Here is a 20,974-nt window from a genome sequence, read left to right as displayed (position 1 = left end):
TTGTTTTTTGCTTGCCGCAGTGTGCAACGGGTTTCGCCCCATTGCAAGCTGCGATAGGGTTGGCGCATGAGCACGCAAGACAGATTCATCCACCTTCGCCTTCACACTGCCTATTCCTTATTGGAGGGGGCCATTCAGGTGAAGAAATTGCCAGATATGTGCGCCCAAATGGGCATGCCTGCGGTGGCTGTGACGGACAGTGGTAACCTGTTTTCGGCGCTAGAGTTTTCGGAAACAGCCGCCAAGGCTGGGGTGCAGCCGATTGTGGGCTGTCAGATGGATTTGGCCTATGCCAGTGCCGCGCAGGTGGGGGGCAAAGTGCCCGCGCCGCGTGCGATTGTTTTGCTGGCGCAGAACGAAGCGGGGTATCTGAACCTGATGAAGCTGAATTCCTGTGCGTTTTTGGACAGCGGCGATCAGTTGCCCCACATCACGTTGGAGGAATTGGGCAAACACTCGGAGGGGCTGATCTGTTTGACAGGCGGCGCGCTCGGGCCGATTGGGCAGTTGGTGCAGGATGGCCAGCACGAAGCCGCAAAGGCGCTGTTGATGCGTATGGCGGATATGTTTGCGGATCGGCTGTATGTGGAATTGCAGCGTCATCCGAGTGAAGGCACGCGCGGGACACCCGCCGAGATTGCGACAGAACAGTTTTTCGTGGAAACGGCCTATGCGATGGATTTGCCACTGGTGGCAACCAACGATGTGTTTTTCCCTAAGACCGAAATGTTCGAGGCCCATGATGCGCTGATTTGTATTGCGGACGGGGCCTATGTGGATCAGCAAGAGCCGCGCCGCCGTTTGACGCCAGAGCATTATTTCAAAACACCAAAGCAGATGATCGAGTTGTTTGCCGATTTGCCCGAGGCGGTGGAAAACACGATTGAGATTGCGCAGCGGTGCGGGTTTCGAGCCACTACGCGCGATCCAATCCTGCCAAAGTTTGCGGATGACGAGGTGGCTGAACTGCGCCGCATTGCCAACGAGGGTTTGCAGCAGCGGTTGGCGGTTATTCCCCATGCGGTGAGTGTGGAAGAATATCAGGAGCGATTGGATTTCGAGCTGGGGATTATCGAGGGGATGGGATTCCCTGGGTATTTTCTGATCGTTGCGGATTTCATTCAGTGGGGCAAGGATCAGGGTATTCCTGTGGGGCCCGGGCGGGGGTCTGGTGCGGGTAGTCTTGTGGCCTATGCGCTAACTATCACTGACCTTGATCCTTTGCGGTATTCCTTGCTGTTTGAGCGGTTCTTGAACCCTGAACGGGTGTCCATGCCCGACTTCGATATCGACTTTTGCATGGACCGCCGTGAAGAAGTGATCCGATATGTGCAGGAGAAATATGGCCGCGATAAGGTGGGGCAGATCATTACCTTTGGTGCGCTTTTGTCTAAGGCCGCCGTGCGCGATATCGGGCGGGTTTTGCAGATGCCGTATGGGCAGGTGGATCGGCTGTCTAAGCTGATCCCAGTAGAGGGTGTGAAGCCTGTGTCCATCGAAAAAGCGTTGGCGGATGAGCCGCGTTTGCGCGAAGAGGCGAAGTCCGAAGAAGTTGTGGATCGGATGCTGACCTATGCGCAGCAGGTGGAGGGATTGTTGCGCAACGCATCCACCCACGCGGCGGGGGTTGTGATTGGGGATCGACCGCTGGATGAATTGGTTCCCCTGTACCAAGACCCGCGTTCGGATATGCCAGCGACCCAGTTCAATATGAAATGGGTGGAACAGGCGGGTTTGGTGAAGTTCGACTTCCTCGGCCTGAAAACGCTGACAGTTATTCAGAACGCGCTCGATTTGATTAACGGCGCTGGGCGGGATTTGCATATCGCGCCTGATGGGACGCAATTGTATGATCCGCCAGAGGGTGCGGTGAACGAGATCAACGCCATTCCGCTGGATGATGCGGCAACGTATAAGTTGTACGCAGACGCCAAGACGGTGGCGGTGTTTCAGGTGGAATCGAGCGGCATGATGGATGCGCTGCGGCGGATGAAGCCCGACTGTATCGAGGATATCATCGCGCTGGTAGCGTTGTATCGCCCGGGCCCGATGGAGAATATTCCAAAGTTCTGTGAGGTGAAGAACGGACAGTCGGAACGGGATAAATTGCACCCGACGATTGATCATATTCTGGATGAAACACAGGGTATTATTGTTTACCAAGAACAGGTTATGCAGATCGCGCAGGAAATGGCGGGATATAGCCTTGGTGGGGCTGACCTGTTGCGTCGTGCGATGGGTAAAAAGATCCAAGAGGCGATGGATGCGGAGCGGCCGAAGTTTTTGGAAGGCGCTGGCAAAAATGGTGTGGATCAGAAAAAGGCGATGGAGGTTTGGAACCTGTTGGACAAATTCGCCAACTATGGGTTCAACAAATCCCACGCGGCGGCCTATGCGGTGGTGTCCTACCAAACGGGGTGGTTGAAAGCGAACCATCCTGTAGAGTTTATGGCCGCGGTGATGAACTGTGATATTCATCTGACTGACAAGCTGGGCGTGTTTATCGAAGAGACCAAACGCAAGTTGGAGATCGAGGTCGTGCCGCCCTGCGTGAACCAATCGCTGGCAACGTTTTCGGTGGCGGGTGACAAGATTCACTATGCGCTGGGCGCGTTGAAAAACGTGGGCGGCGAAGCGATGAAGCTGATCGTGGATGCCCGTACGGAGGGTGGCACTTTCAGCGATCTGTTCGATCTGGCGCGGCGCGTGGATTTGAAGCGGGTCGGGAAACGCCCAATGGAAATGCTGGCGCGATCTGGGGCGTTCGATCAGCTGGATGGCAATCGACGCAAGTGTTTGGAAAGTGTGGATGCGCTGGTGGCCTATTCCGCGGCGACCCATGAGCAGAAAAACTCGGCCCAAGGTGGGCTATTTGGCGACAGTGGGGAAGACTTGCCTGCGCCACGATTGCCAATGCCAGAGGATTGGTTGCCCACGGAACGGTTGGCCATGGAGCATCAGGCGATTGGGTTTTACCTGTCTGGGCATCCTTTGGATGATTATTTGGGGCCGCTGAAGCGTAAGAAAGTGATGACGCTGGCCGAGGTGGAAAACAAGGCGCGCTCTGGTGCGTTTGCGGCGAAATTGGCGGGGACTGTTTCGGCCAAGCAGGAACGCAAATCGGCGCGGGGCAATCGATTTGCCTTTGTGCAGTGTTCGGACCCGACGGGGTTGTTTGAATGTACGGTGTTTTCCGACACGCTCGAAAAATTTCGCGATTTTCTAGTGCCGGGCACGAATGTTGTGCTGACGGTTGAAGCGACGATGGAGGCGGATCAGCTGAAGTTGTTGTGTCGCGGGGCGCAGTTGGTGGATGCGGCCGTGGCCGATGCGGCGGCCATGGGGTTAAAGGTTTATATTGGCGAAGAAGACGCGATTGGGTCTGTGGCCACGCGGTTGGAAGAGGCGAATAAATCGGGCAATGCGCGGCAACGGGGCCCTGTGCATTTGGTTCTGATGCACCCAGATTTGCCCGGCGAAGTGGAGATCGCGCTGAAGCAGGATTACGTGCTGAACCCGCAGATCGCAGGGGCGTTGAAGCATGTACCCGGTGTTCAGATGGTTGAGGAATTCTGATCCCCTTAGCGCACAATCAAGTGGCGCGGGGTCAACCGAACGAGTCAGGTGATGATGACACAAAAAGGCATCACCCGCTATAATCCACCGTCGTCACCCGCTTTATGTGGGTGATCTCGATCCGTTGGGTCTAGTGCTTGTGGTGCGAGGTCACCCGAACAAGTCGGGTGATGACGAAAACTATTGTATGATGTCTTCCCACAAATCCTGCCAGTGCGGATTGCCCGCCTCGATCAAATTGATTTTCCATTCGCGTTTGTATTTTTTCAGACGCTTTTCGCGTTTGATGGCTTCTGTTATATCATCGTATGCCTCAAACCAAACGAGTCTTTTAATATTGTATTTCAGCGTGTGAGCAGACCCTAATCCCTGTTTGTGCTCATAAATGCGGCGGATCAGATTGTTTGTGACGCCGATGTAGATTGCACCTTGAGGGCGGCTGGCGAGTATGTAGGTGTGGGAATTCATAACTTCTGGGTCCCCCGAACAAGTCGGGGGATGACAGTAAGGTGGGGTAGTTAATCAATTGTTACAGTTGATCACGGATGATGTGCGGTCGGTCACTTGGGAGAGAGATTGTGCCCTTGGGCTTGAACTGTTGCCTTCGTGGTGTTTGGGTTTGCGCAAAAGGAGATTTTGATATGAAAACGGAAAAGCTGAGCTTTACGGGGCATTCGGGCGAGGAATTGGCGGCGCGGTTGGATTATCCAGCGGGCAAGCCGCACGCGACGGCGATTTTTGCGCATTGTTTTACCTGTTCCAAGGACATCCCTGCAGCGCGGCGGGTTTCGCAGCGATTGGCAGGCATGGGGATTGCCGTGTTGCGGTTTGATTTTACGGGGCTTGGCCATTCCAAAGGGGAGTTTGCCAATACGAACTTTTCGTCAAACGTGGCAGATTTGAAGCTGGCAGCAGAGGCGTTGGCAGCAGAAATTGAAGCGCCATCCTTGTTGATTGGGCATTCTTTGGGCGGTGCGGCGGTTTTGCGTGCGGCGGGTGACATTGAGAGTGTGAAAGCGGTGACCACCATTGGCGCACCGTTTGATCCTGAGCATGTGGTGCATAATTTCGGTTCTGCGTTGGAAGAAATTGCCGAGAAAGGAGAGGCGGAAGTGTCCCTAGGGGGGCGACCGTTCATCATTAAGCAGAGTTTTGTGGAGGATGTGTCTGCGAACAATCTGCGGTCTGCCATTGGGGGAATGAAAAAGGCGCTGCTGGTGCTGCATTCACCGATTGACCAGACGGTTGGGATTGAAAACGCAGGAGAGATTTTTGGGGCGGCGAAACATCCCAAGAGTTTCGTGACGCTGGATGACGCGGACCATTTGTTGAGCCGTGCAGAGGATGCGGAATACGCAGCCGATGTGATTGCAAGCTGGGCGCGGCGGTATTTGAACCTGCCAGCGGTGAAAGTGGCTAAAGGCGCGCCAGATGGTGTGGTGCGGTCAGACGAGGCGGATGCGGATGGGTTTTTGCAAGATATCTCGGTCGGATCGGATCATCACGTTTTGGCGGACGAGCCTGTAGCCTATGGCGGGTCAAACCTTGGCCTGACGCCTTATCAGTTTTTGTCGGCTGGATTGGCGGCCTGTACGTCCATGACGGTGCGGATGTATGCGCGGCGCAAAGGCTGGCCGCTGGAGGATATTTCGGTGGATGTGATCCACGGGAAAATTCACGCTGAAGACTGCGACCATTGTGAAGCAACGGAGGGCAAAATTGACCAATTCCAACGGAAAATCGCGTTGAAGGGTGATTTAGATGAGGACCAACGGGCGCGGTTGTTGGAGATCGCGGATAAGTGCCCAGTGCATCGCACGCTGGAGAGCGAGATTGAGGTGACGACGGCATTGGGGTGAGGGGGTGTGTCAGTGGCTCGGCAGTATGGAAACACATGTATCCAGCAGGTCCATCTGCCGTGTCTAATTGTGAATACAACTGATGATATTACCTAGTTTAAGGTAACGCGATCTTGTTAGAATAACAGGGAATGATCTTGCACAAATGCGCTGAATACGTCAGACTCGCAAGTGACTAGTCCACTTTCGGTCTTTTTTGCCTTGGCGGATGGCCATATCACTTTAGCCATTAATTATTGGGATTTATTTTGAGAAATTATCTCGTAAACATACTTCTAATCGCTGTTGTGTATTCGTTTAGTTTTTCCACGGCCTCGGCCGACAAGATTATTCCTAATTTGGAAAACCTTAGCAAAATTGACAGAGCTGGTGCTGCTAAAAGTCTGAAACAAACGTCCTTCAGTGCGGCATTGGTTTCGACAATTTCTGTATGTAAAAACCGATACAGAAAAGCCAATGCGTTCAATCAATACTTGAATAAAAGCGGATATTTGAAGGTTGGAGCTTCCAAAAATAATTTGATGCAAGTTCTCATGAGACGCGACGGAAAAAATTCGATCGTACTATTGAATATTAAAGACACTGTTGTTGGATGCGGCATCGTTTATGGTCAAAAGACGAATTCAAACCGTAAAATCAAACTAGCTTTGCAAAAACACTATAGCCCATCCTTGAAATTACATCGCGCTAACAGAAGGATTGGACTGCAAACTTGGGTAGATAAAGGAAAGGCAGACCGTGACCTTGTCGGTGTTACAAAACAAGGTCGATTTCGTGGGGTATGGTTGATTAAGAAAGAGCACGAGAAAGAACTCTTCAAACTTCTAAGGGATTTCTAAAGCCTTAGCACTCTGAATATTCAATGCAGATGTTGCTGCGTGCATTAAAAAGGCAATACCTTCTATAAATTCAGGCGTTGACCCTTGTAAAGCATATTGCCGCTAAGCCGAGCTAAACATCTGTTAGGACATGGCGCTGACCAGTCTGACCTACCAATGGGGCGGCGGTTGATCCCCAAGCGTTACAGACCCTTCGCCCTGCGCTGTGTCGCGGGCCATTTCCAGAACCGCTTTCATCTGTTTTTCCAGCATGTCGATGCGTTTGGCCTGATCGGCGACCACTTCGGATAGGTCTTCGGCCTGTCGTGTGGTGTGGGCGAGGCGTTCTTCAAGTTGGGTGATGTGTTCTGCGTCTGTCATAGGCGTTGGATAGCGCTTTGGTCCCCATGTCACAACGAAATTCGATTTGGCGCGGCGGGTTACCTTGTCGCGCATTGCCAATCACGGTATGGGGTGAAGCACAATAAGGATCACCGCGCTGCGGTTAAAAGGCTGACGTCATGGCGAAAGATAAGAAAAAGAAAATTCAACGACCCAAGGCGCTGCCGCCAAAAGGGTTTCGGGATTATTTCGGTGCGGAAGTGGATGAGCGTAATGCGATGCTTGCCCAGATTTCCGAGGTTTATCATCGCTATGGGTTTGATCCCTTGGAATCGTCCGCTGTGGAAACGGTTGAGGCGCTGGGGAAGTTTTTGCCAGACGTGGATCGCCCGAATGAAGGCGTGTTTGCGTGGCAGGATGAGGATGAGTCCTGGATGGCGCTGCGCTATGATCTGACAGCGCCTTTGGCGCGGGTTTATGCGCAAAACCGCAATGATTTGCCGTCGCCTTATCGTCGCTATGCGATGGGGCCAGTGTGGCGCAATGAAAAGGCGGGGCCAGGGCGGTATCGGCAGTTTTATCAATGTGATGCGGATACGGTAGGCACGGCGAGCATGGCGGCGGATGCCGAGGTCTGTGCGATGCTTTCGGACACGTTGGAAGCCGTTGGCATTCCGCGTGGGGATTACATTGTGCGGGTGAACAATCGGAAGGTTTTGAACGGGGTGATGGAAGTTGCTGGTTTGGCTGGCGATGAAAATGAGGCCGCGCGGGGCATTGTGCTGCGGGCGATTGATAAGCTGGATCGGTTGGGTGTTGAGGGCGTGCGTGCGCTGCTTGGCGCTGGGCGTAAGGATGCAAGCGGGGACTTTACTGAGGGGGCTGGGCTGGATGATGCGGCGACGGATGTTGTGATGGGGTTCATGGATGCCAAGCGCGACACGGCAGGCGAAACCTGTGCGCGGTTGCGTGAATTGGTGGGCGAGTCTGCCATTGGCTTGGCTGGTGTGGACGAGTTGGAGCAGATTGGCGAATTGCTGTCAGCGCAAGGATATGGTCCTGATCGCATCGACATTGACCCCTCAATTGTTCGTGGTCTTGGCTACTACACTGGCCCCGTCTATGAAGCTGAACTCACCTTTGAAATCCTCGACGACAAGGGCCGCAAACGGCAGTTTGGGTCTGTGGCTGGCGGCGGTCGTTATGATGATCTGGTGAAGCGGTTCACTGGGCAGGAAGTGCCTGCGACGGGTGTGTCCATTGGTGTGGATCGTTTGCTCGCCGCGTTGCGTGAGAAGGGGCGGATGGAGACCAAGGCCAAGGGGCCGGTGGTTGTCACCGTCATGGATCGGGACCGTATGGGCGATTATCAGGCGATGGTGTCTGAGTTGCGGGATGCAGGGGTTCGTGCGGAAGTCTACCTTGGCAATCCAAAGAATTTCGGCAATCAGTTGAAGTATGCAGACAAGCGCGAGAGCCCTGTTGCGGTGATTGAAGGCGGCGACGAGAAAGAAAAGGGCGTGGTGCAGATTAAGGATCTGGCGCTGGGCGCGCGGTTGGCATCCGAGATTGAAACGTCCGAGGAATGGAAGGCCCAACCTGCGCAGAAGGAGATCGCGCGGGGGGATTTGGTGGCTGAAGTGAAGGCGATGATTGCGCGGGCCGAGGGATGAGACCTGTCATGAGGCGCGGATGGGACATGCCCGACCTCGGGAGGTTGGTGCGTCTGGGCACTATTGTTTGGAATAACTTGAAGCAGCGGCGTTCAATGTTGGTGTTGGAATATGCCCTCCCGTGGGGGAGGGAGGGCATGGCACATTCGTGCCGTGTGGTGGGTGAGATCAGATGAAAAACGACCGCCGTGCGCGTATCAAAGAAGAGGCTGATCGGCTGGCCAACAGCTTTGTTTTGGCGGGCGCATTGCCTGTGGAAACGGACAGTCTGTTGCCTGCGGATGTGTTGTTGGACCTCTATGGCGAGGATATTCGCGCACGCGCCTTTGTGACCCATGATCCGATGCTGGGCGAACAGATGTTACGGCCCGATTTCACGGTTCCGATTGTGCAACGGCACATGGCGGAAGGAGCGGAACCAGCGCGGTATACCTATAACGGCAGTGTGTGGCGCAAGCAGATGGGCGGACGATCCACCGAGTTTACGCAAGTGGGGTACGAGCTGTTTGATCGCACGGACCCTGCGGCAGCGGATGCAGAGGTGTTTTCGCTGTTTGCGGGGATGCTCGCGCCTTATGGATTGAAGGTGTCCACAGGGGACATGAGCGTTTTGTTGGCAGCGGTTGATGGGTTGCAAACCACGGATCGGCGCCGTGCGGCGCTGCGCCGTCATGTGTGGCGGCCCACGCGGTTTGTACGCTTGTTGGAACGGTATGGCGGTGTGACCGAGATGTCCGAAGGCCGCGCCAAGTTGTTGGCCGAAGTGGCCGCCGTTGGGGCCGAGGGTGTTGTGGCCGTGGCCAGCGCGCAGCAAGGATTGCGATCCGAGGCAGAGGTTTTGGCGCGGATTGCGGTACTGCAAGAAGACGCGGCAGCGGACCCGATTTCTGCCGAAGAAGTCGCGATGGTTGAGGCTGTTTTGGCGCTGAAAGGCATGTCATCGGATGTGCTGGCGCAGTTGCGGGATATGGCGGTGTCTTTCCCTGCTTTGCAAGCATCTGCAGATGCGATGGAGGATCGGTTGCAGGCGCTGGCGGCGCGGCGGGTGAACGTGGATGAATTGCCGTTTGCGGTGTCTTTTGGGCGCACGAACATGGAATATTACGACGGGTTTGTGTTTGGCTTTACCGCCGAAAACCGCCCCGATCTGCCCGTGGTGGCAAGCGGTGGGCGATACGATGCGCTGACCCAAGTGCTGGGCCAAGGGCGATCCATTGCGGCAGTGGGCGGCGTGATCCGCCCCGAAGTTTTGGTGTCTGTGCAGGAAGGGGGCGTGTGATGTTGAAACTGGGTATTCCATCCAAAGGCCGCTTGCAGGACAAGACGATTGAGTGGTTCGCAGACAAAGGCATTTCCATCAAACGCACGGGATCGGACCGCGAATATGCGGGGCTGGTCGAGGGCATGGATGATGTGGAACTGGTGTTGCTGTCCGCAGGAGAAATCCCCAAAGAACTGGCCGCGGGCCGCATTCATCTGGGTGTCACAGGCACGGATTTGGTGCGCGAGAAGATGGGTGACTGGGAGGCAATCGTTGACGCGGTAGAGCCGCTGGGGTTTGGGCGCGCGGATTTGGTGCTGGCCGTGCCTGATGCCTGGGTTGATGTGACCAGCGTGGATGATCTGGATGCGGTGGCAGCACAGTTTCGCGCCGATCACGGGTTTCGATTGCGTATTGCCACGAAATATCACGGTTTGACGCGGCAATTTTTAAGCGGGCAGGGTGTAGCGGATTATCAGTTGGTCGATAGCCAAGGGGCAACCGAAGGCACGGTGAAGAACCTGACAGCCGAAGCGATTGCGGACATCACATCAACGGGTGATACACTGCGGGCCAATGGGCTGCGGATATTGAGCGATGGTTTGATGCTGCGTTCTGAAGCCACGGTTTACGCAAGTAAGGTTGCGGAATGGGATGCGGCGGCAGAGGCTGGCTTTGCGGAACTGGCTGCGAAAACAGGTTGGTCGCGGGATCGCGGCTAAGGCGGATGGATATTTAAGCCAAGAAAAAGGCTCTGTTTGGTTAACCAATCCTTTAGAGCTTTTTAAGTTTCCAAAGTGCGGCTGTGCGGCGCGGGCTGGTGTTGGAAAACGGGGGGCTATCGCAATCCAATATCCGCCAGTGCCAGTGCCAAGTCTTTGGGCAGAGCATCGTCTTTCACGCGGGATTTTGGCAAATCGGCGGGGGCGTCTTCGGGTTTGAGGTAACGCCAACCTTGGAAGGGGCGGCGGATGGCCGTGTTGGTGCGGATCAGTTCGGGTTCCATGACAATGGCGCAGCGACGGATGCCGTCTTGGCCGATGACCTCGTCCAAGCGGACAATCTTTTGGCGGGCTTGGATTGCCCCTTTGATCACCCAATAGAGCGAGCCCCCCTTTAGGATTTCGGCCTCTTGCTTGGGCCACATGCGGGTGACATGGCTTGATAGATAGTTGGGGCCACCAGCGGCCTTGCGCTGGGCGATCCAGCGTGCTTGATCTTCAAAGCTGTCTGCGCCAACGCAGAGTTTGATGAGGTTCATATAGGTGCTTTTGGACATTCGATCACAATATGTGGTATGTTTGATCTCATACTACGCCGATTCTGTCTGATAAGAAAAGGCGCAAGACCGCGCATGGGGCAAACCGTGATCCCATCCGCGAATCGTTGACGAGTCCGCAATCACGCACTAGCTTCGCGGCCTTGCCGCGCTAAAACTCAATCCAAAGGTAGCCATCACATGTCTGCATTTTCCGCCCCTATTGCCGAGCAAATTTGGGATATGAAGTATCGTTTCAAGGATGCCGCAGGGCAGCCCATTGATGAAACGGTTGAGGATTCTTGGCGGCGCGTGGCCCGTGCGCTGGCGTCTGTTGAAAAGGCGCCAGAAGCGTGGGAGCCAAAGTTTTATGACGCGCTGGAGGGTTTTAAGTTCTTGCCTGCAGGGCGGATTTTAGCGGGCGCTGGCACAGAGCGGTCGGTGACGTTGTTTAACTGTTTTGTCATGGGCACGATCCCAGACAGCATGGGCGGTATTTTCGACATGTTGAAAGAGGCCGCGCTGACCATGCAGCAGGGCGGTGGCATTGGGTATGATTTTTCCACCATCCGCCCCAAGGGGGCTGCTGTGCAGGGTGTGGCGGCGGATGCCTCTGGCCCATTGTCGTTTATGGATGTGTGGGATTCCATGTGCCGCACGATCATGTCTGCGGGCTCGCGGCGAGGTGCCATGATGGCGACCATGCGCTGTGATCATCCTGACATTGAGGACTTCATCACCGCCAAGCAAGACAGCGCGCGGTTGCGGATGTTCAATTTGTCTGTGTTGGTTACTGATCCGTTTATGGATGCGGTGAAGGCCGATGCGTCTTGGGATTTGGAGTGGGATGGCAAGGTATATAAGACCGTGCAAGCGCTTGATCTTTGGAACAAGATTATGCGGTCCACTTATGATTTTGCCGAGCCTGGTGTGATTTTCATTGATCGGATCAATGAGAAGAACAACCTGAATTACTGCGAAACCATTGCTGCGACGAACCCGTGCGGGGAACAGCCGTTACCGCCCTATGGGGCGTGTTTGCTGGGGTCGATCAACCTTGCCACGTTGGTGTCTGATGCGTTTGAACAGAGAGCGCATCTGGATGAGGCGAAACTGGATGAGCTGGTGGCGACTGCCGTGCGCATGATGGATAATGTGGTGGATGCGAGCCGTTTTCCTCTGCCTGAACAGGCGGCAGAGGCCAAAGCCAAGCGGCGTATTGGGCTGGGTGTCACAGGGTTGGCCGATGCGTTGTTGATGGTGGGTGAGCGATACGGTTCCGTTGAAGCGGCTGCGATCACCGAGCGTTGGATGGGGCAGATTGCCCGTTCGGCCTATCGGGCATCGGCACGGCTGGCTGAGGAGAAGGGCGCTTTTCCTTTGTACGAGGCCAAGGCGTTTTTGGACAACGACAGTATGACGTCGATGGATGAAGAAACCCGCGCATTGGTGGCCGCACATGGCATTCGCAATGCCTTGCTGACGTCTGTTGCACCGACAGGAACGATTTCGCTTTATGCTGGGAATGTGAGCAGTGGGATTGAGCCAGTATTTGCCTATTCCTATACGCGCAAGGTGTTGCAGAACGATGGATCGCGGTCTGAAGAAGAAGTGGTGGATTACGCGGTTGATCTGTGGCGGCAAAAGAAAGGCGATGCGCCTTTGCCCGAGTATTTTGTGAACGCGCAAACGCTCGCGCCGCTTGATCATGTGCGGATGCAAGCGGCGGCGCAGAAGTGGATTGATAGCTCGATTTCCAAGACGATTAATTGCCCTGAGGATATCTCTTTCGAGGATTTCAAAGAGGTCTATATGGCCGCTTGGGATCAAGGGTGTAAGGGGTGTACGACCTATCGTCCGAACGATGTGACGGGATCGGTTTTGTCGGTGTCTGAAACGGCTGAGACCGCGCCAGAAGTGGATACGGGGGCGGATGTGGTTTACATCGCAGAGCCGCTGGATCGGCCAGAAGCGCTGGATGGGCATACCTATAAGATGAAGTGGCCTGAATCCGAGCATGCGATTTATATCACCATCAACGACATCATTCAGAATGGGCAACGCCGCCCGTTTGAGGTGTTTATCAATTCCAAAAACATGGAGCATTATGCCTGGACGCTGGCGTTGACGCGGATGATTTCAGCGGTGTTCCGACGCGGGGGCGATGTGTCCTTTGTGGTGGAAGAACTTAAGGCGGTTTTTGATCCGCGTGGCGGAGCATGGGTGCGGGGAAAATACATCCCGTCCATGTTGGCGGCCATTGGTAGTGTGATCGAAGAACACATGGTGCGCATTGGCTTTATTGGCGGTGAGGGGCAGCATTTGAAGGCTGATCCTGCGTCTGAGGTGATCCATCTTGGCACACAGGCGCGGGGGAAATCCTGTCCGTCTTGTGGTGGTATGGGGTTGCAGATGGTTGAGGGCTGCATGACCTGTTTGGATTGTGGCCATTCGAAGTGTGGCTAAGGGGCGCTGCCCCTTAAACCCCGAGATATTTTTGGCCAAAAGAAGGTGCGGGTCAGTGCCCGTTTAAGGCCGTGTAGATTCCAAATGCGCCAACCAAAACGAGGGACAGCGCCCAGACGATATCGAGGTTGAACCATGTTTTGGACAGGAATTTCAGGCCAAGCCAGTAGTAGATGATAGTGGCGATGACGCCCCCTGCAACGGTCATGGCGAGCGTGTGGGTGGCGGCAACCAGAAATGCGACCGAGATATTGTTGTTCATCAAAGCCTCGGCGGCGCGGTGGCCTGTGTCGTCTGGTGCAATGGCGCAGATGCCAAGGTAAATGGGCACGAGCATCAGGCCCGCGCCGTGGGCCATAGCCGCCAAGAACGACCAGAGTGCGAGACGTGCGGGATGAACGCGGGCGAGGAATTTCGGGTGGCGGCGGTTGATCAGCAGGTAGAGCCCCATCAGGATAACGAGGATGCCAGCGCCAATGCGGATTTCGATTTCGTATTGGACCAGAAACATCATCATAGAGAACGGCAAAAGGATGCCGATCATGGCGAGGAAATGGCCAAGCGCGAGCATGCCAAGTGCTTTGGGCAGGGCGCTGGTTTTGCGTTCCATCAAGGCGGCGCTGACCGCGAGGGGCCAGCCCATGCCAGGGTTGATTCCGTGATAAAAGCCAGAGAAAATGACGGCCCACGAAAGGGCCGCCGCAGATATTAGGTCAGGCAATTTTTAGACGTTCGGGTAGCAGAAGCTGTCTGTGGAACAGTCGCCGCCTTCCAGTCTGATCTGGTGGCTGCGGTAGCCTTTGGGGAAATCGACGTAGAAGTCCTTATCCAGATGGAAGCCGTTTTCGTCGTTGTTGGCCATGACCATTTGGCCGCCTTCGTCATCTGGATAGAACTGGTCATCCCATGTGGAATAGAGCGAGTTTGTCCAATAGACGCGTTTGCCATCGCGGCTGACTTCGACCATTTGCGGGCCATAGACGAAGGGTTTGCCGTTGGGGTGGTTGGTGCCCCGTGCAATGCCGCCCACTTCGAGCTTGCCTGCCAACACAGGGTTCATGGGATCAGACACATCGTATTGGTGCATTTCGCCAAGGCCCCAGCAGGCCACGTAGAGGTATTTATCATCGAGGCTGAGGTCGATGTCGGTGACAAGTGGTGGGACGGCCTCAAACCCTTGCAAAAGAGGTGGCAGGTTTTCTGGCTTTTCAGGGCGCGGGTCGATGGTGATGGTTTTCTTGGCCTGCCATTTGCCATCATCGTCGCGCCACCATGTAAAGATCGCGCCTTGCAGATTGGTGGTGTCCACCACCACACCGCAGAACCCGTAGGATTTGGTTGGGTCATGGGCGGGGCGGATTTCCAGTGCCATCTGGTGGTTCTCGCCCAGATCGATGGTTTGGATGTTTTTGCGTTTGCGCAGGTCCCAGAAGTGGATCGAGTGGCCGTATTTGTTGGACAGGAGGTCTTCGGCCACCACGCCGTTTTCGAATTGTGGCGGCAGGCCCCATTCGCTGCTGACCATGTAATCCTGTGGCAGGTTCCACCAGAAATCATAGTGTTTGTCCTGCGGGCCGCGATCCATTTCGTATTGGCCGATGATTTCAAAGGTTTCGCAATCCATGATGAAAATGCCCGGAGGTCCATCGGTGCCATCTTTGCCGCCGCCGCCAAGGGTGGAGACATAAATACCTTCTGGACCGCAGTGGATGGTGTGCGGGCGGGAATATCCTGTTTTGGCAAAGACCTCTTCAGGTTCGATCACTTTGTGAACTTTGGCTTTCAGGGGGTCTTTGACGTCGATGATGTAAATCCGCGAAGACCGGATGCCTGGCACGATGAGGTAGCGGCGCTCTAAGAAGGCGTGGCCAGTAAGCGGTGAGAGCGAGGAGGAGCAGGCGTTCCAGCCGAAGTGGTGAAATTCATCGCCTTTGTAATCAACGATGACCTTATGGACGATTTCACCGTAGGATTTCGATTTTGGGTTCACATCCACCACAGCAATGCCATCAGATTGGCTGCCATCTGGGCTGAGCATGACGGTGAAGGCGTAGTTTTCAACAGGGGCTTGCATCGCCAATTTGGCCGAGGCGTGGAACGTTGGATCAGGTCTTAGGTTCATAATAGTCTCCCAGAAAAGGCGCGGTTTGCGCGGTATTAAATGAGCCGTATGCAAATCGGGTGAAGCTGGCTCGGGCTTCGTGTTCGGTGTGATCAAATGGATCGTCGGAGGCCTGAAAAAATGAGCTAGACGTGGCGTCCGTAGGTTGAGCCTAAGCGATTGGTTTGCGTTTTGGGAAGTTTTTTCGGGAGGGTGTCGGTTGATTGGGGTTAAATGTCTGACAAATGGGCGTAAATGTCAGACAATTAAATTTTGATGTGCGGTGCGAAACCGCGGTTTTCGCGGGGACGACCGTGAAAACGATTCGGATTTAGGCCGATTCCAAGAGTGTTTCGCTGATCTGCCAGAGCCGTTCGGCGCTGTCGTCATCGCAGGCGTGTGGGTTTACGCCCATGAAACGGGCGGTGGGGCTGTCGGGATCTGTGACGGCGGCGATGTCGCAGTCTTCGCAATAGACGCCCGCGATGCCGTTGAGTTTAGCAGAGGTGGCTGCCCATGTGCTGGTGGATGCGCCTTGTTCGGGGGTTTTGAACCCCTGTTTGGCAAGTTCAGAGGGTTCGCCGTCTTCGCCGAGCCAGCCAAGGGCGATCATCTCTTCTTTGGGGAGGTGGCGTTGCAGGGGTGTAAAGATGCCGCCAGGATGGACCGAAAACGCGTGACCGCCTGTGGGTTTTAATCGGCGGGAGAGGGCGTTGGCAAACAGGGCGTTGGCGGTTTTGGCTTGGCCGTAGGCCTGCCATTTGTCGTAGTCGGTGCTGTGGTAGTGGATATCGTCCCAACGTATGTCGCTGAGTTTGTGACCCGTGGACGAGAGCGCAACCACGCGAGCATCGGTGTTTTGCAAAACAGGCATTAGCGCGGTGGTAAGTGCAAAGTGACCCATGTGGTTGACGCCAAACTGGCTTTCCCAATTGGGGCCAACGCGGGTTTCAAGGCAGGCCATGATGCCTGCGTTGTTGATGAGAATGTCGATCTGGGTGTGATCGGCGCGGATGGCGTCGGCGAATGCGCGCACGGATGCAAGATCACCTAAATCAAGCGGGGCGGTTGTGACATTGCCCGTTACATCGGCGAGCGTTTCGGATGCCTTGGCGGGATTGCGAACAGGAACGATGACAGCCGCACCTTTGGCGGCCAATGCGCGGGTGGTTTCAAGGCCGAGCCCCGAATAGCCGCCCGTGACGATTGCGGTTTTTCCAGTGAGGTCGATGCCGTCAACAACCTCTAGTGCGGTGGATTTTGCGTGAAAGCCAGAGTGTAGGGGGAGTTGATCAGAAAGGGCCATTTTGAGGTTCCTTTAGTTGAGGGGGAAATAGGTCGAGTTGGTTCGGATCGACCTTGGGTTTTAAGACACGTTTCAGCGCAAAATCGCGGCCAGTTTTTTCTTCGGCGAGCAGGACCACTTCGGCACTGGCGCGGGCGTCTTCTTCGCCGTCGTGATGGCGAAATTCGAGGCTGAGATAGTCTTTGAGCGAGGCGAGCCCAAAGCCACCGTTGCCGCGCAGTTGGGGCCATGCTTTGCGCGCGACCTTAACGCTGTCGCGCCAGCGCCAGTTGGGGATGTCGAGATCGTGTTTCAGGCAGGCGCGGCGGATGGCGTTTTGATCAAAGTGGCTGTGTTGAAAGACGATTTCACCGTCCAGATGGGGGCGCAGATGCGCAAGGACAGTGGGGAAATCTGGGGCGCCATTGACGGTGTCTTGGGTGATGTGATGCACCCAAGTGGCGGACCAATCGTCTGTGACAGGGTCAATATAGCTCATCCAAGTGGCCATAGAGCCGTCGGATCGTACACAGGCCACGCCAATTTGGCAGATGCTCGACGAGGAGCGGTTCGCGGTTTCCACATCAAGGGCGAAAAAGCGGAACGGGCCAGTTGGCAGGGGGCGAAGGGTGTGTGGGTTTTCCATCAAGTGTATTGCGCCATGGATCGGGTGGGGATGTCCATGGCAAATTCTGGGAGCTTGGCATTTAGGGGCAGGGCGCTATTGTTTTTGGAAACATCATAGATTGGAAAGAGGCAGATCATGTCAGCAGAACGCAAAGCAGCGGCGGTTTTTGGGGCCTTGGTGGCGGATGCAGCGGCGCTGGGCCTGCATTGGGTGTATGATCCTGCGCGGATTAAGGCGGTGGCGGATGCCCATGGTGGTGGGGCGTTTGTGCCTGTTGACCCCGCACATCATGAGGGCGTGCCAGCGTATTTCGCCCATGCGTTGCGGTGTGATGGGATGCAGAGCCAATACGGAGAGGTGCTGCGTTTGGTGATGCAATCTATCCTAGACCACGATGGATTTGACGGGGCGGCGTATCGTGCGGCGTTCGTGGCGCATTTTGGCGCTGGGGGGCGATATCAGGGATACATTGACCGCCCAACGCGCGGTGTGCTGGAGAATACGGCGGCCGAGAAAGAGGTGACGGGGATTGACGACGATCAATTGCCAGCCACATCGACCCTGCCTGCCATTGTGGCCCGCTATGGCGGTGATGCACAGGTTTCCATGGCCAAGGCCGCGCGGGAAGTGACCAACATCAATGACGTGGCAGAAGGATATGCTGCGGTCTGTGCGGCGGTGCTGAACGGTGTGATTGAAGGCGGGGATTTAAAGACTGTTCTGAAGGTCACAGCGCAAGAGGCCGAGGGGGAGATTGGCGAAGCGTTGCGTGCAGCATTAGGCACAGATGAAGTGGACAGTGTTGCCTATGGCGAGGTGACCGGGCGGGCGTGTCATTTGCCCATGGCCGTACCTTTGGCGTTTCACATCCTGTCACGCGCCGAGGATTACGCGGATGCTGTCGAACAGAACATCCGCGCAGGTGGCGACAGCTGTGGGCGGGCGATTATCATCGGTAGTATCATGGCGGCGGCCTGCGGCGTGCGGGATATTCCGCTCGATTGGATACTGAAGCTGGACCGCGCTGAGAGCGTTTGGGATCAGTGCCGCACCATCGCGCATTAATCTTTGGTGGAGACAATGTAATACTGCGCGTCGTTGCCAGCGTAGCGTTCGATCACCATCAGATCGAGCGATTCATGGCCCATGACTTTCATCGTGAAGCGTCCGCTGCCTGACAGGATTTTGCGATCATTTGGGATGGCAAATTTTATGGATTTATCATCCGCTGCAATTTCGTAATATCCTGTGCCGCGCCAGTGTTCTGGCGTGCCCATTCCTGTGGTGCTGCCGATAGACGGGGCACGGCGGCGGAAATATTCTTGTTCGTCAAACCACGTTTGGTGGATCGTGTATTTGCCCCCAAAAAAGCTGCCAGCGTTAAAGGTTGTTCGGTCCTGGTTTGGATCGTCCTTGGTTGGAAAACGGTATTGCGTGTGAAATTGGGGAAAGCTTGGTGTTTTCCAATCGAGGAATTGCGGTGGATCGCTTTGGCCCATTTTGGCGCGCAGCCAGACACCATCAACCTTTAGAATGTAGGTGTTGATTTTCTGTTTGTAGGTTTCGGACTCGCGCGGTGCATCGTGATAAGAAATAGCGCGAAATGTCGTTGATTTCGCGTGCAGTTTTTCAAGAGTTTCAAACGGGATCAACGCGCCGTTTTCGACATCTATATAGGATTGTTGGTCGCCCACCCCTTGTTGCGTGACGGCAAAATATCCGTCGATATCCATGAACAGGCTTCCTAGCGGAGACATTGTGCGGGTTTTTTCGCGGCGACCGATTTCGCGGCCTTGTTTATTGAAGAACACGTAGAAGGCATCATAGGGACCCGTGCTGACGGTGACATAAACTATGGCTGGGTCCGTCATAAAACCAGGATGGAAGGGATCGCCAAGGCCGTTCAGGTTTTCAACGTGCATTTGATCCGTGCTTTGTAGATCAATCAGTGTTTGATACTGGGCCGCGTCAAACCCATCTGGCGCGGGAGTTTTACGAGGTGCGATGCTGGGTGTGACGCCGAACGTGGCGCTGAGTACAATGCCATAGACAATGGCGATGGCAGCCGCAAGAAAGAGGCCGATTTTTGTAAAACTGCTCATGAACTATTTCTTCTTTACGCGGAAATCTTGGTGGCAGGCTTTGCAGTTCATTCCGATAAGGGTGAAAACCTCGTCTGGACCCATTGTGGCGAAATCCATCAGCATGAAATTGTCGCGGGATTGAACCGTTTTGTTGCTGATCGGGTTTGCGGCGGCCAGTGCGAGGCCCTTTGCTTTGAGGTCCAGTTGGGACGCAAGAAAGGTGAAGCGATCCCAATCTTGCCAGATGGCTTCGGTTGCTTCGCTGGGGTGGTCCAAGGATCCTTTGGGGAAGCGTTTGGTCATCGTGTCCCCTGCGTGATCCTGCATGGCCTGTGCGGCCTGTTTGATCACATCGGGATTTGGGACGGCGGATTGGGTTTCTGCCAGAACCGTTTTCATCGCTTTGCTGAGGACAACCATGCCGTCCATGCGTTCTTTGACAATGCCCGTGGCGGTGTCATGAGCAAGCACGGCGGTGGCGCAGCCAAGTGCCGCAATCGCGATGGTTAATTGTTTGTACATGATCGCCCCTTACGCTGTGATTATGGCATGATGGTCACATCGGTGGGCAATTCCAACTGAAATTCGGGCATCGGTCAAATTTGCCGCAAATCTGCCACAAATTGTGGTGAAGGGAGGACGAGATTCAAAAGTTGAGACATCCGATGCGTTTAGTTTTGATTGCCATTGCGGGCATCACCCAAGCCAGTGCCGCCTCTGCCGAGGGGTTCGCCTTTCCTAATCTTGAAAACGTGGTGGGGGTTTCGCGCCTGTTTAGCAACGATTTCATTGGCGATGGCAATGACCGTTGGCGCACGGGGTCATACGAGGTTTCGGTGACATTTGGGGATCATGTGTTGGATGGATTGCCTGCGATCCCGTTTGAATTGATGCAGTATCGCGCCCGTGCAGAAATCATTGCGCCCGAAGATTTGTCGGTGGCCAATCCGTTCCCTGATCGTGCCTATGCGGGTGTGATCGGGCTTGGTGCGTTTACCCATTATGAGCGGGGCAATTACAATGTGTCCTATGGTGGGGAATTGGTGTTTGTGGGACCGCAAACCGGTTTGGATGATTTTCAGGATTGGGCCCATGATCGGTTGGGCATTCAAGGGCCAACGGCGGCGGCAACGCAGCTGGGAAATAAAGTGTATCCAACGGCACAGGGTGAATTGTCGCGCGATGTGCGGTTTAACAATACGCTGGTCCGCCCCTTTGCCGAAGCGCAGGTCGGCATTGAAAGCTATGCACGAGTTGGGGTTGATGCGGTGTTTGGCAAGAATATCTCGCGTAACTTTTTTGTCCGGGAAGCGGTGACAGGGCATTTGGTGACAAATGTGCGCCACAGCGATGATCGCAGCTTTGGTTTTATGATGGGTGGCGATGTGGCCTATGTGAGGGACAGCAATCTGTTGCCTGAAAGCCGTGGATATGAGGTGCGCAATGTCCGCCCCCGTGCCCGTGCTGGTTTCCTGTATGAAGGCGAAAATGCGGGGCTGTTTTACGGCGTTACGTGGCTTGGCAAAGAGTTCGAAGGCCAGCGTGACAGTCAGGTGACGGGGTCGTTGAACGTGAAGTTCAACTTTTAAGGGTTTTGTGTCAGCGGCACAGGTTTGGGGCGTT

Annotated in this window: 18 protein-coding genes; 9 read left to right on the top strand and 9 right to left on the bottom strand. The window is 55.0% G+C overall.

The window, feature by feature from the left end; genetic code table 11:
• The first annotated feature begins 66 nt into the window (after positions 1 to 66).
• A complete protein-coding gene (dnaE, locus tag QBD29_RS14775; protein ID WP_280098851.1) occupies positions 67 to 3,576 on the top strand; it encodes a DNA polymerase III subunit alpha in 3,510 nt (1,169 codons plus the stop codon).
• Positions 3,577 to 3,756: 180 nt separating this feature from the next.
• Here the strand turns inward: dnaE and QBD29_RS14770 are convergent, their stop codons facing one another.
• Positions 3,757 to 4,044, bottom strand: coding sequence for a GIY-YIG nuclease family protein (locus QBD29_RS14770; protein WP_280098850.1), 288 nt, complete (start codon positions 4,042 to 4,044; stop codon positions 3,757 to 3,759).
• A 173-nt stretch (positions 4,045 to 4,217) separates the two neighbouring features.
• On the opposite strand from QBD29_RS14770, the gene QBD29_RS14765 reads away from it, so the two are divergent.
• Together QBD29_RS14765 and QBD29_RS14760 are read left to right on the top strand one after the other, a co-directional pair.
• Positions 4,218 to 5,435, top strand: a complete 1,218-nt coding sequence (locus tag QBD29_RS14765; RefSeq protein ID WP_280098849.1) for a bifunctional alpha/beta hydrolase/OsmC family protein — start codon at positions 4,218 to 4,220, stop codon at positions 5,433 to 5,435.
• A gap of 248 nt (positions 5,436 to 5,683) precedes the next feature.
• On the top strand, positions 5,684 to 6,274 hold the full coding sequence (locus tag QBD29_RS14760; protein ID WP_280098848.1) for a hypothetical protein: 591 nt from the start codon (positions 5,684 to 5,686) through the stop codon (positions 6,272 to 6,274).
• 150 nt (positions 6,275 to 6,424) lie between these two features.
• On the opposite strand, the gene QBD29_RS14755 is transcribed toward QBD29_RS14760, so the two are convergent.
• Positions 6,425 to 6,709, bottom strand: a complete 285-nt coding sequence (locus QBD29_RS14755) for a SlyX family protein (protein ID WP_280098847.1) — start codon at positions 6,707 to 6,709, stop codon at positions 6,425 to 6,427.
• A 65-nt stretch (positions 6,710 to 6,774) separates the two neighbouring features.
• Here QBD29_RS14755 and hisS point away from each other — a divergent pair, with 65 nt between their 5' ends.
• The 3 genes from hisS to hisG all read left to right on the top strand — a co-directional run bounded on the left by hisS (position 6,775) and on the right by hisG (position 10,251).
• Positions 6,775 to 8,268 carry a histidine--tRNA ligase gene (gene hisS / locus QBD29_RS14750; protein WP_280098846.1) on the top strand — a complete coding sequence of 498 codons (1,494 nt, stop codon included), beginning with the start codon at positions 6,775 to 6,777 and terminating at the stop codon, positions 8,266 to 8,268.
• A gap of 172 nt (positions 8,269 to 8,440) precedes the next feature.
• Positions 8,441 to 9,547 (top strand): ATP phosphoribosyltransferase regulatory subunit, encoded by a 1,107-nt coding sequence (locus QBD29_RS14745; RefSeq protein WP_280098845.1) that lies wholly within the window; start codon positions 8,441 to 8,443, stop codon positions 9,545 to 9,547.
• A complete protein-coding gene (gene hisG, locus QBD29_RS14740; protein ID WP_280098844.1) occupies positions 9,544 to 10,251 on the top strand; it encodes an ATP phosphoribosyltransferase in 708 nt (235 codons plus the stop codon). Before QBD29_RS14745 ends, hisG begins: the two co-directional genes overlap by 4 nt.
• A gap of 116 nt (positions 10,252 to 10,367) precedes the next feature.
• Here the strand turns inward: hisG and QBD29_RS14735 are convergent, their stop codons facing one another.
• Positions 10,368 to 10,808 carry a DUF1489 domain-containing protein gene (locus QBD29_RS14735; protein WP_280098843.1) on the bottom strand — a complete coding sequence of 147 codons (441 nt, stop codon included), beginning with the start codon at positions 10,806 to 10,808 and terminating at the stop codon, positions 10,368 to 10,370.
• A gap of 180 nt (positions 10,809 to 10,988) precedes the next feature.
• On the opposite strand from QBD29_RS14735, the gene QBD29_RS14730 reads away from it, so the two are divergent.
• Positions 10,989 to 13,253, top strand: a complete 2,265-nt coding sequence (locus QBD29_RS14730) for an adenosylcobalamin-dependent ribonucleoside-diphosphate reductase (protein WP_280098842.1) — start codon at positions 10,989 to 10,991, stop codon at positions 13,251 to 13,253.
• 52 nt (positions 13,254 to 13,305) lie between these two features.
• Here QBD29_RS14730 and QBD29_RS14725 read toward each other — a convergent pair whose 3' ends face one another.
• The 4 genes from QBD29_RS14725 to QBD29_RS14710 all read right to left on the bottom strand — a co-directional run bounded on the left by QBD29_RS14725 (position 13,306) and on the right by QBD29_RS14710 (position 17,285).
• Positions 13,306 to 13,896, bottom strand: a complete 591-nt coding sequence (locus QBD29_RS14725) for a hypothetical protein (RefSeq protein WP_280098841.1) — start codon at positions 13,894 to 13,896, stop codon at positions 13,306 to 13,308.
• Positions 13,897 to 13,977: 81 nt separating this feature from the next.
• Positions 13,978 to 15,375, bottom strand: a complete 1,398-nt coding sequence (locus tag QBD29_RS14720) for a selenium-binding protein SBP56-related protein (RefSeq protein WP_280098840.1) — start codon at positions 15,373 to 15,375, stop codon at positions 13,978 to 13,980.
• Positions 15,376 to 15,685: 310 nt separating this feature from the next.
• A complete protein-coding gene (locus QBD29_RS14715; protein WP_280098839.1) occupies positions 15,686 to 16,660 on the bottom strand; it encodes an oxidoreductase in 975 nt (324 codons plus the stop codon).
• On the bottom strand, positions 16,647 to 17,285 hold the full coding sequence (locus QBD29_RS14710) for an exonuclease domain-containing protein (RefSeq protein ID WP_280098838.1): 639 nt from the start codon (positions 17,283 to 17,285) through the stop codon (positions 16,647 to 16,649). Before QBD29_RS14710 ends, QBD29_RS14715 begins: the two co-directional genes overlap by 14 nt.
• Before the next feature lie 117 nt (positions 17,286 to 17,402).
• Between QBD29_RS14710 and QBD29_RS14705 the strand changes: the two genes are divergently transcribed.
• Entirely contained in the window at positions 17,403 to 18,332 is a 930-nt protein-coding gene (locus QBD29_RS14705; protein WP_280098837.1) for an ADP-ribosylglycohydrolase family protein, read from the top strand.
• Here the strand turns inward: QBD29_RS14705 and QBD29_RS14700 are convergent.
• The gene (locus tag QBD29_RS14700; protein WP_280098836.1) at positions 18,329 to 19,369 is read right to left on the bottom strand and encodes a hypothetical protein; all 1,041 of its coding nucleotides are present in this window, start codon (positions 19,367 to 19,369) and stop codon (positions 18,329 to 18,331) included. The genes QBD29_RS14705 and QBD29_RS14700 overlap by 4 nt on opposite strands.
• A 3-nt stretch (positions 19,370 to 19,372) precedes the next feature.
• Positions 19,373 to 19,873, bottom strand: coding sequence for a cytochrome c (locus QBD29_RS14695; RefSeq protein ID WP_280098835.1), 501 nt, complete (start codon positions 19,871 to 19,873; stop codon positions 19,373 to 19,375).
• A 143-nt stretch (positions 19,874 to 20,016) separates the two neighbouring features.
• Here QBD29_RS14695 and QBD29_RS14690 point away from each other — a divergent pair, with 143 nt between their 5' ends.
• On the top strand, positions 20,017 to 20,940 hold the full coding sequence (locus QBD29_RS14690; protein ID WP_280098834.1) for a lipid A-modifier LpxR family protein: 924 nt from the start codon (positions 20,017 to 20,019) through the stop codon (positions 20,938 to 20,940).
• Positions 20,941 to 20,974 lie beyond the last annotated feature (34 nt).

This window comes from Amylibacter sp. IMCC11727 (genome assembly GCF_029854195.1).
GTDB lineage: Bacteria > Pseudomonadota > Alphaproteobacteria > Rhodobacterales > Rhodobacteraceae > Amylibacter.
Note: the sequence above shows the minus strand (reverse complement) of the source record. Positions and strands in the feature narration are given on the sequence as shown.

Bases quoted from the DNA above. Each gene is read 5' to 3' on its own strand.
- QBD29_RS14725 (WP_280098841.1), bottom strand. From the start codon at position 13,896: ATGGGCTGGCCCCTCGCGGTCAGCGCCGCCTTGATGGAACGCAAAACC.
- QBD29_RS14700 (WP_280098836.1), bottom strand. From the start codon at position 19,369: ATGAGCAGTTTTACAAAAATCGGCCTCTTTCTTGCGGCTGCCATCGCC.
- QBD29_RS14770 (WP_280098850.1), bottom strand. From the start codon at position 4,044: ATGAATTCCCACACCTACATACTCGCCAGCCGCCCTCAAGGTGCAATC.
- QBD29_RS14765 (WP_280098849.1), top strand. From the start codon at position 4,218: ATGAAAACGGAAAAGCTGAGCTTTACGGGGCATTCGGGCGAGGAATTG.
- dnaE (WP_280098851.1), top strand. From the start codon at position 67: ATGAGCACGCAAGACAGATTCATCCACCTTCGCCTTCACACTGCCTAT.
- QBD29_RS14715 (WP_280098839.1), bottom strand. From the start codon at position 16,660: ATGGCCCTTTCTGATCAACTCCCCCTACACTCTGGCTTTCACGCAAAA.
- QBD29_RS14745 (WP_280098845.1), top strand. From the start codon at position 8,441: ATGAAAAACGACCGCCGTGCGCGTATCAAAGAAGAGGCTGATCGGCTG.
- QBD29_RS14720 (WP_280098840.1), bottom strand. From the start codon at position 15,375: ATGAACCTAAGACCTGATCCAACGTTCCACGCCTCGGCCAAATTGGCG.
- QBD29_RS14710 (WP_280098838.1), bottom strand. From the start codon at position 17,285: ATGGAAAACCCACACACCCTTCGCCCCCTGCCAACTGGCCCGTTCCGC.
- QBD29_RS14735 (WP_280098843.1), bottom strand. From the start codon at position 10,808: ATGTCCAAAAGCACCTATATGAACCTCATCAAACTCTGCGTTGGCGCA.
- hisS (WP_280098846.1), top strand. From the start codon at position 6,775: ATGGCGAAAGATAAGAAAAAGAAAATTCAACGACCCAAGGCGCTGCCG.
- QBD29_RS14695 (WP_280098835.1), bottom strand. From the start codon at position 19,873: ATGTACAAACAATTAACCATCGCGATTGCGGCACTTGGCTGCGCCACC.
- QBD29_RS14690 (WP_280098834.1), top strand. From the start codon at position 20,017: ATGCGTTTAGTTTTGATTGCCATTGCGGGCATCACCCAAGCCAGTGCC.
- QBD29_RS14730 (WP_280098842.1), top strand. From the start codon at position 10,989: ATGTCTGCATTTTCCGCCCCTATTGCCGAGCAAATTTGGGATATGAAG.
- QBD29_RS14755 (WP_280098847.1), bottom strand. From the start codon at position 6,709: ATGCGCGACAAGGTAACCCGCCGCGCCAAATCGAATTTCGTTGTGACA.
- QBD29_RS14705 (WP_280098837.1), top strand. From the start codon at position 17,403: ATGTCAGCAGAACGCAAAGCAGCGGCGGTTTTTGGGGCCTTGGTGGCG.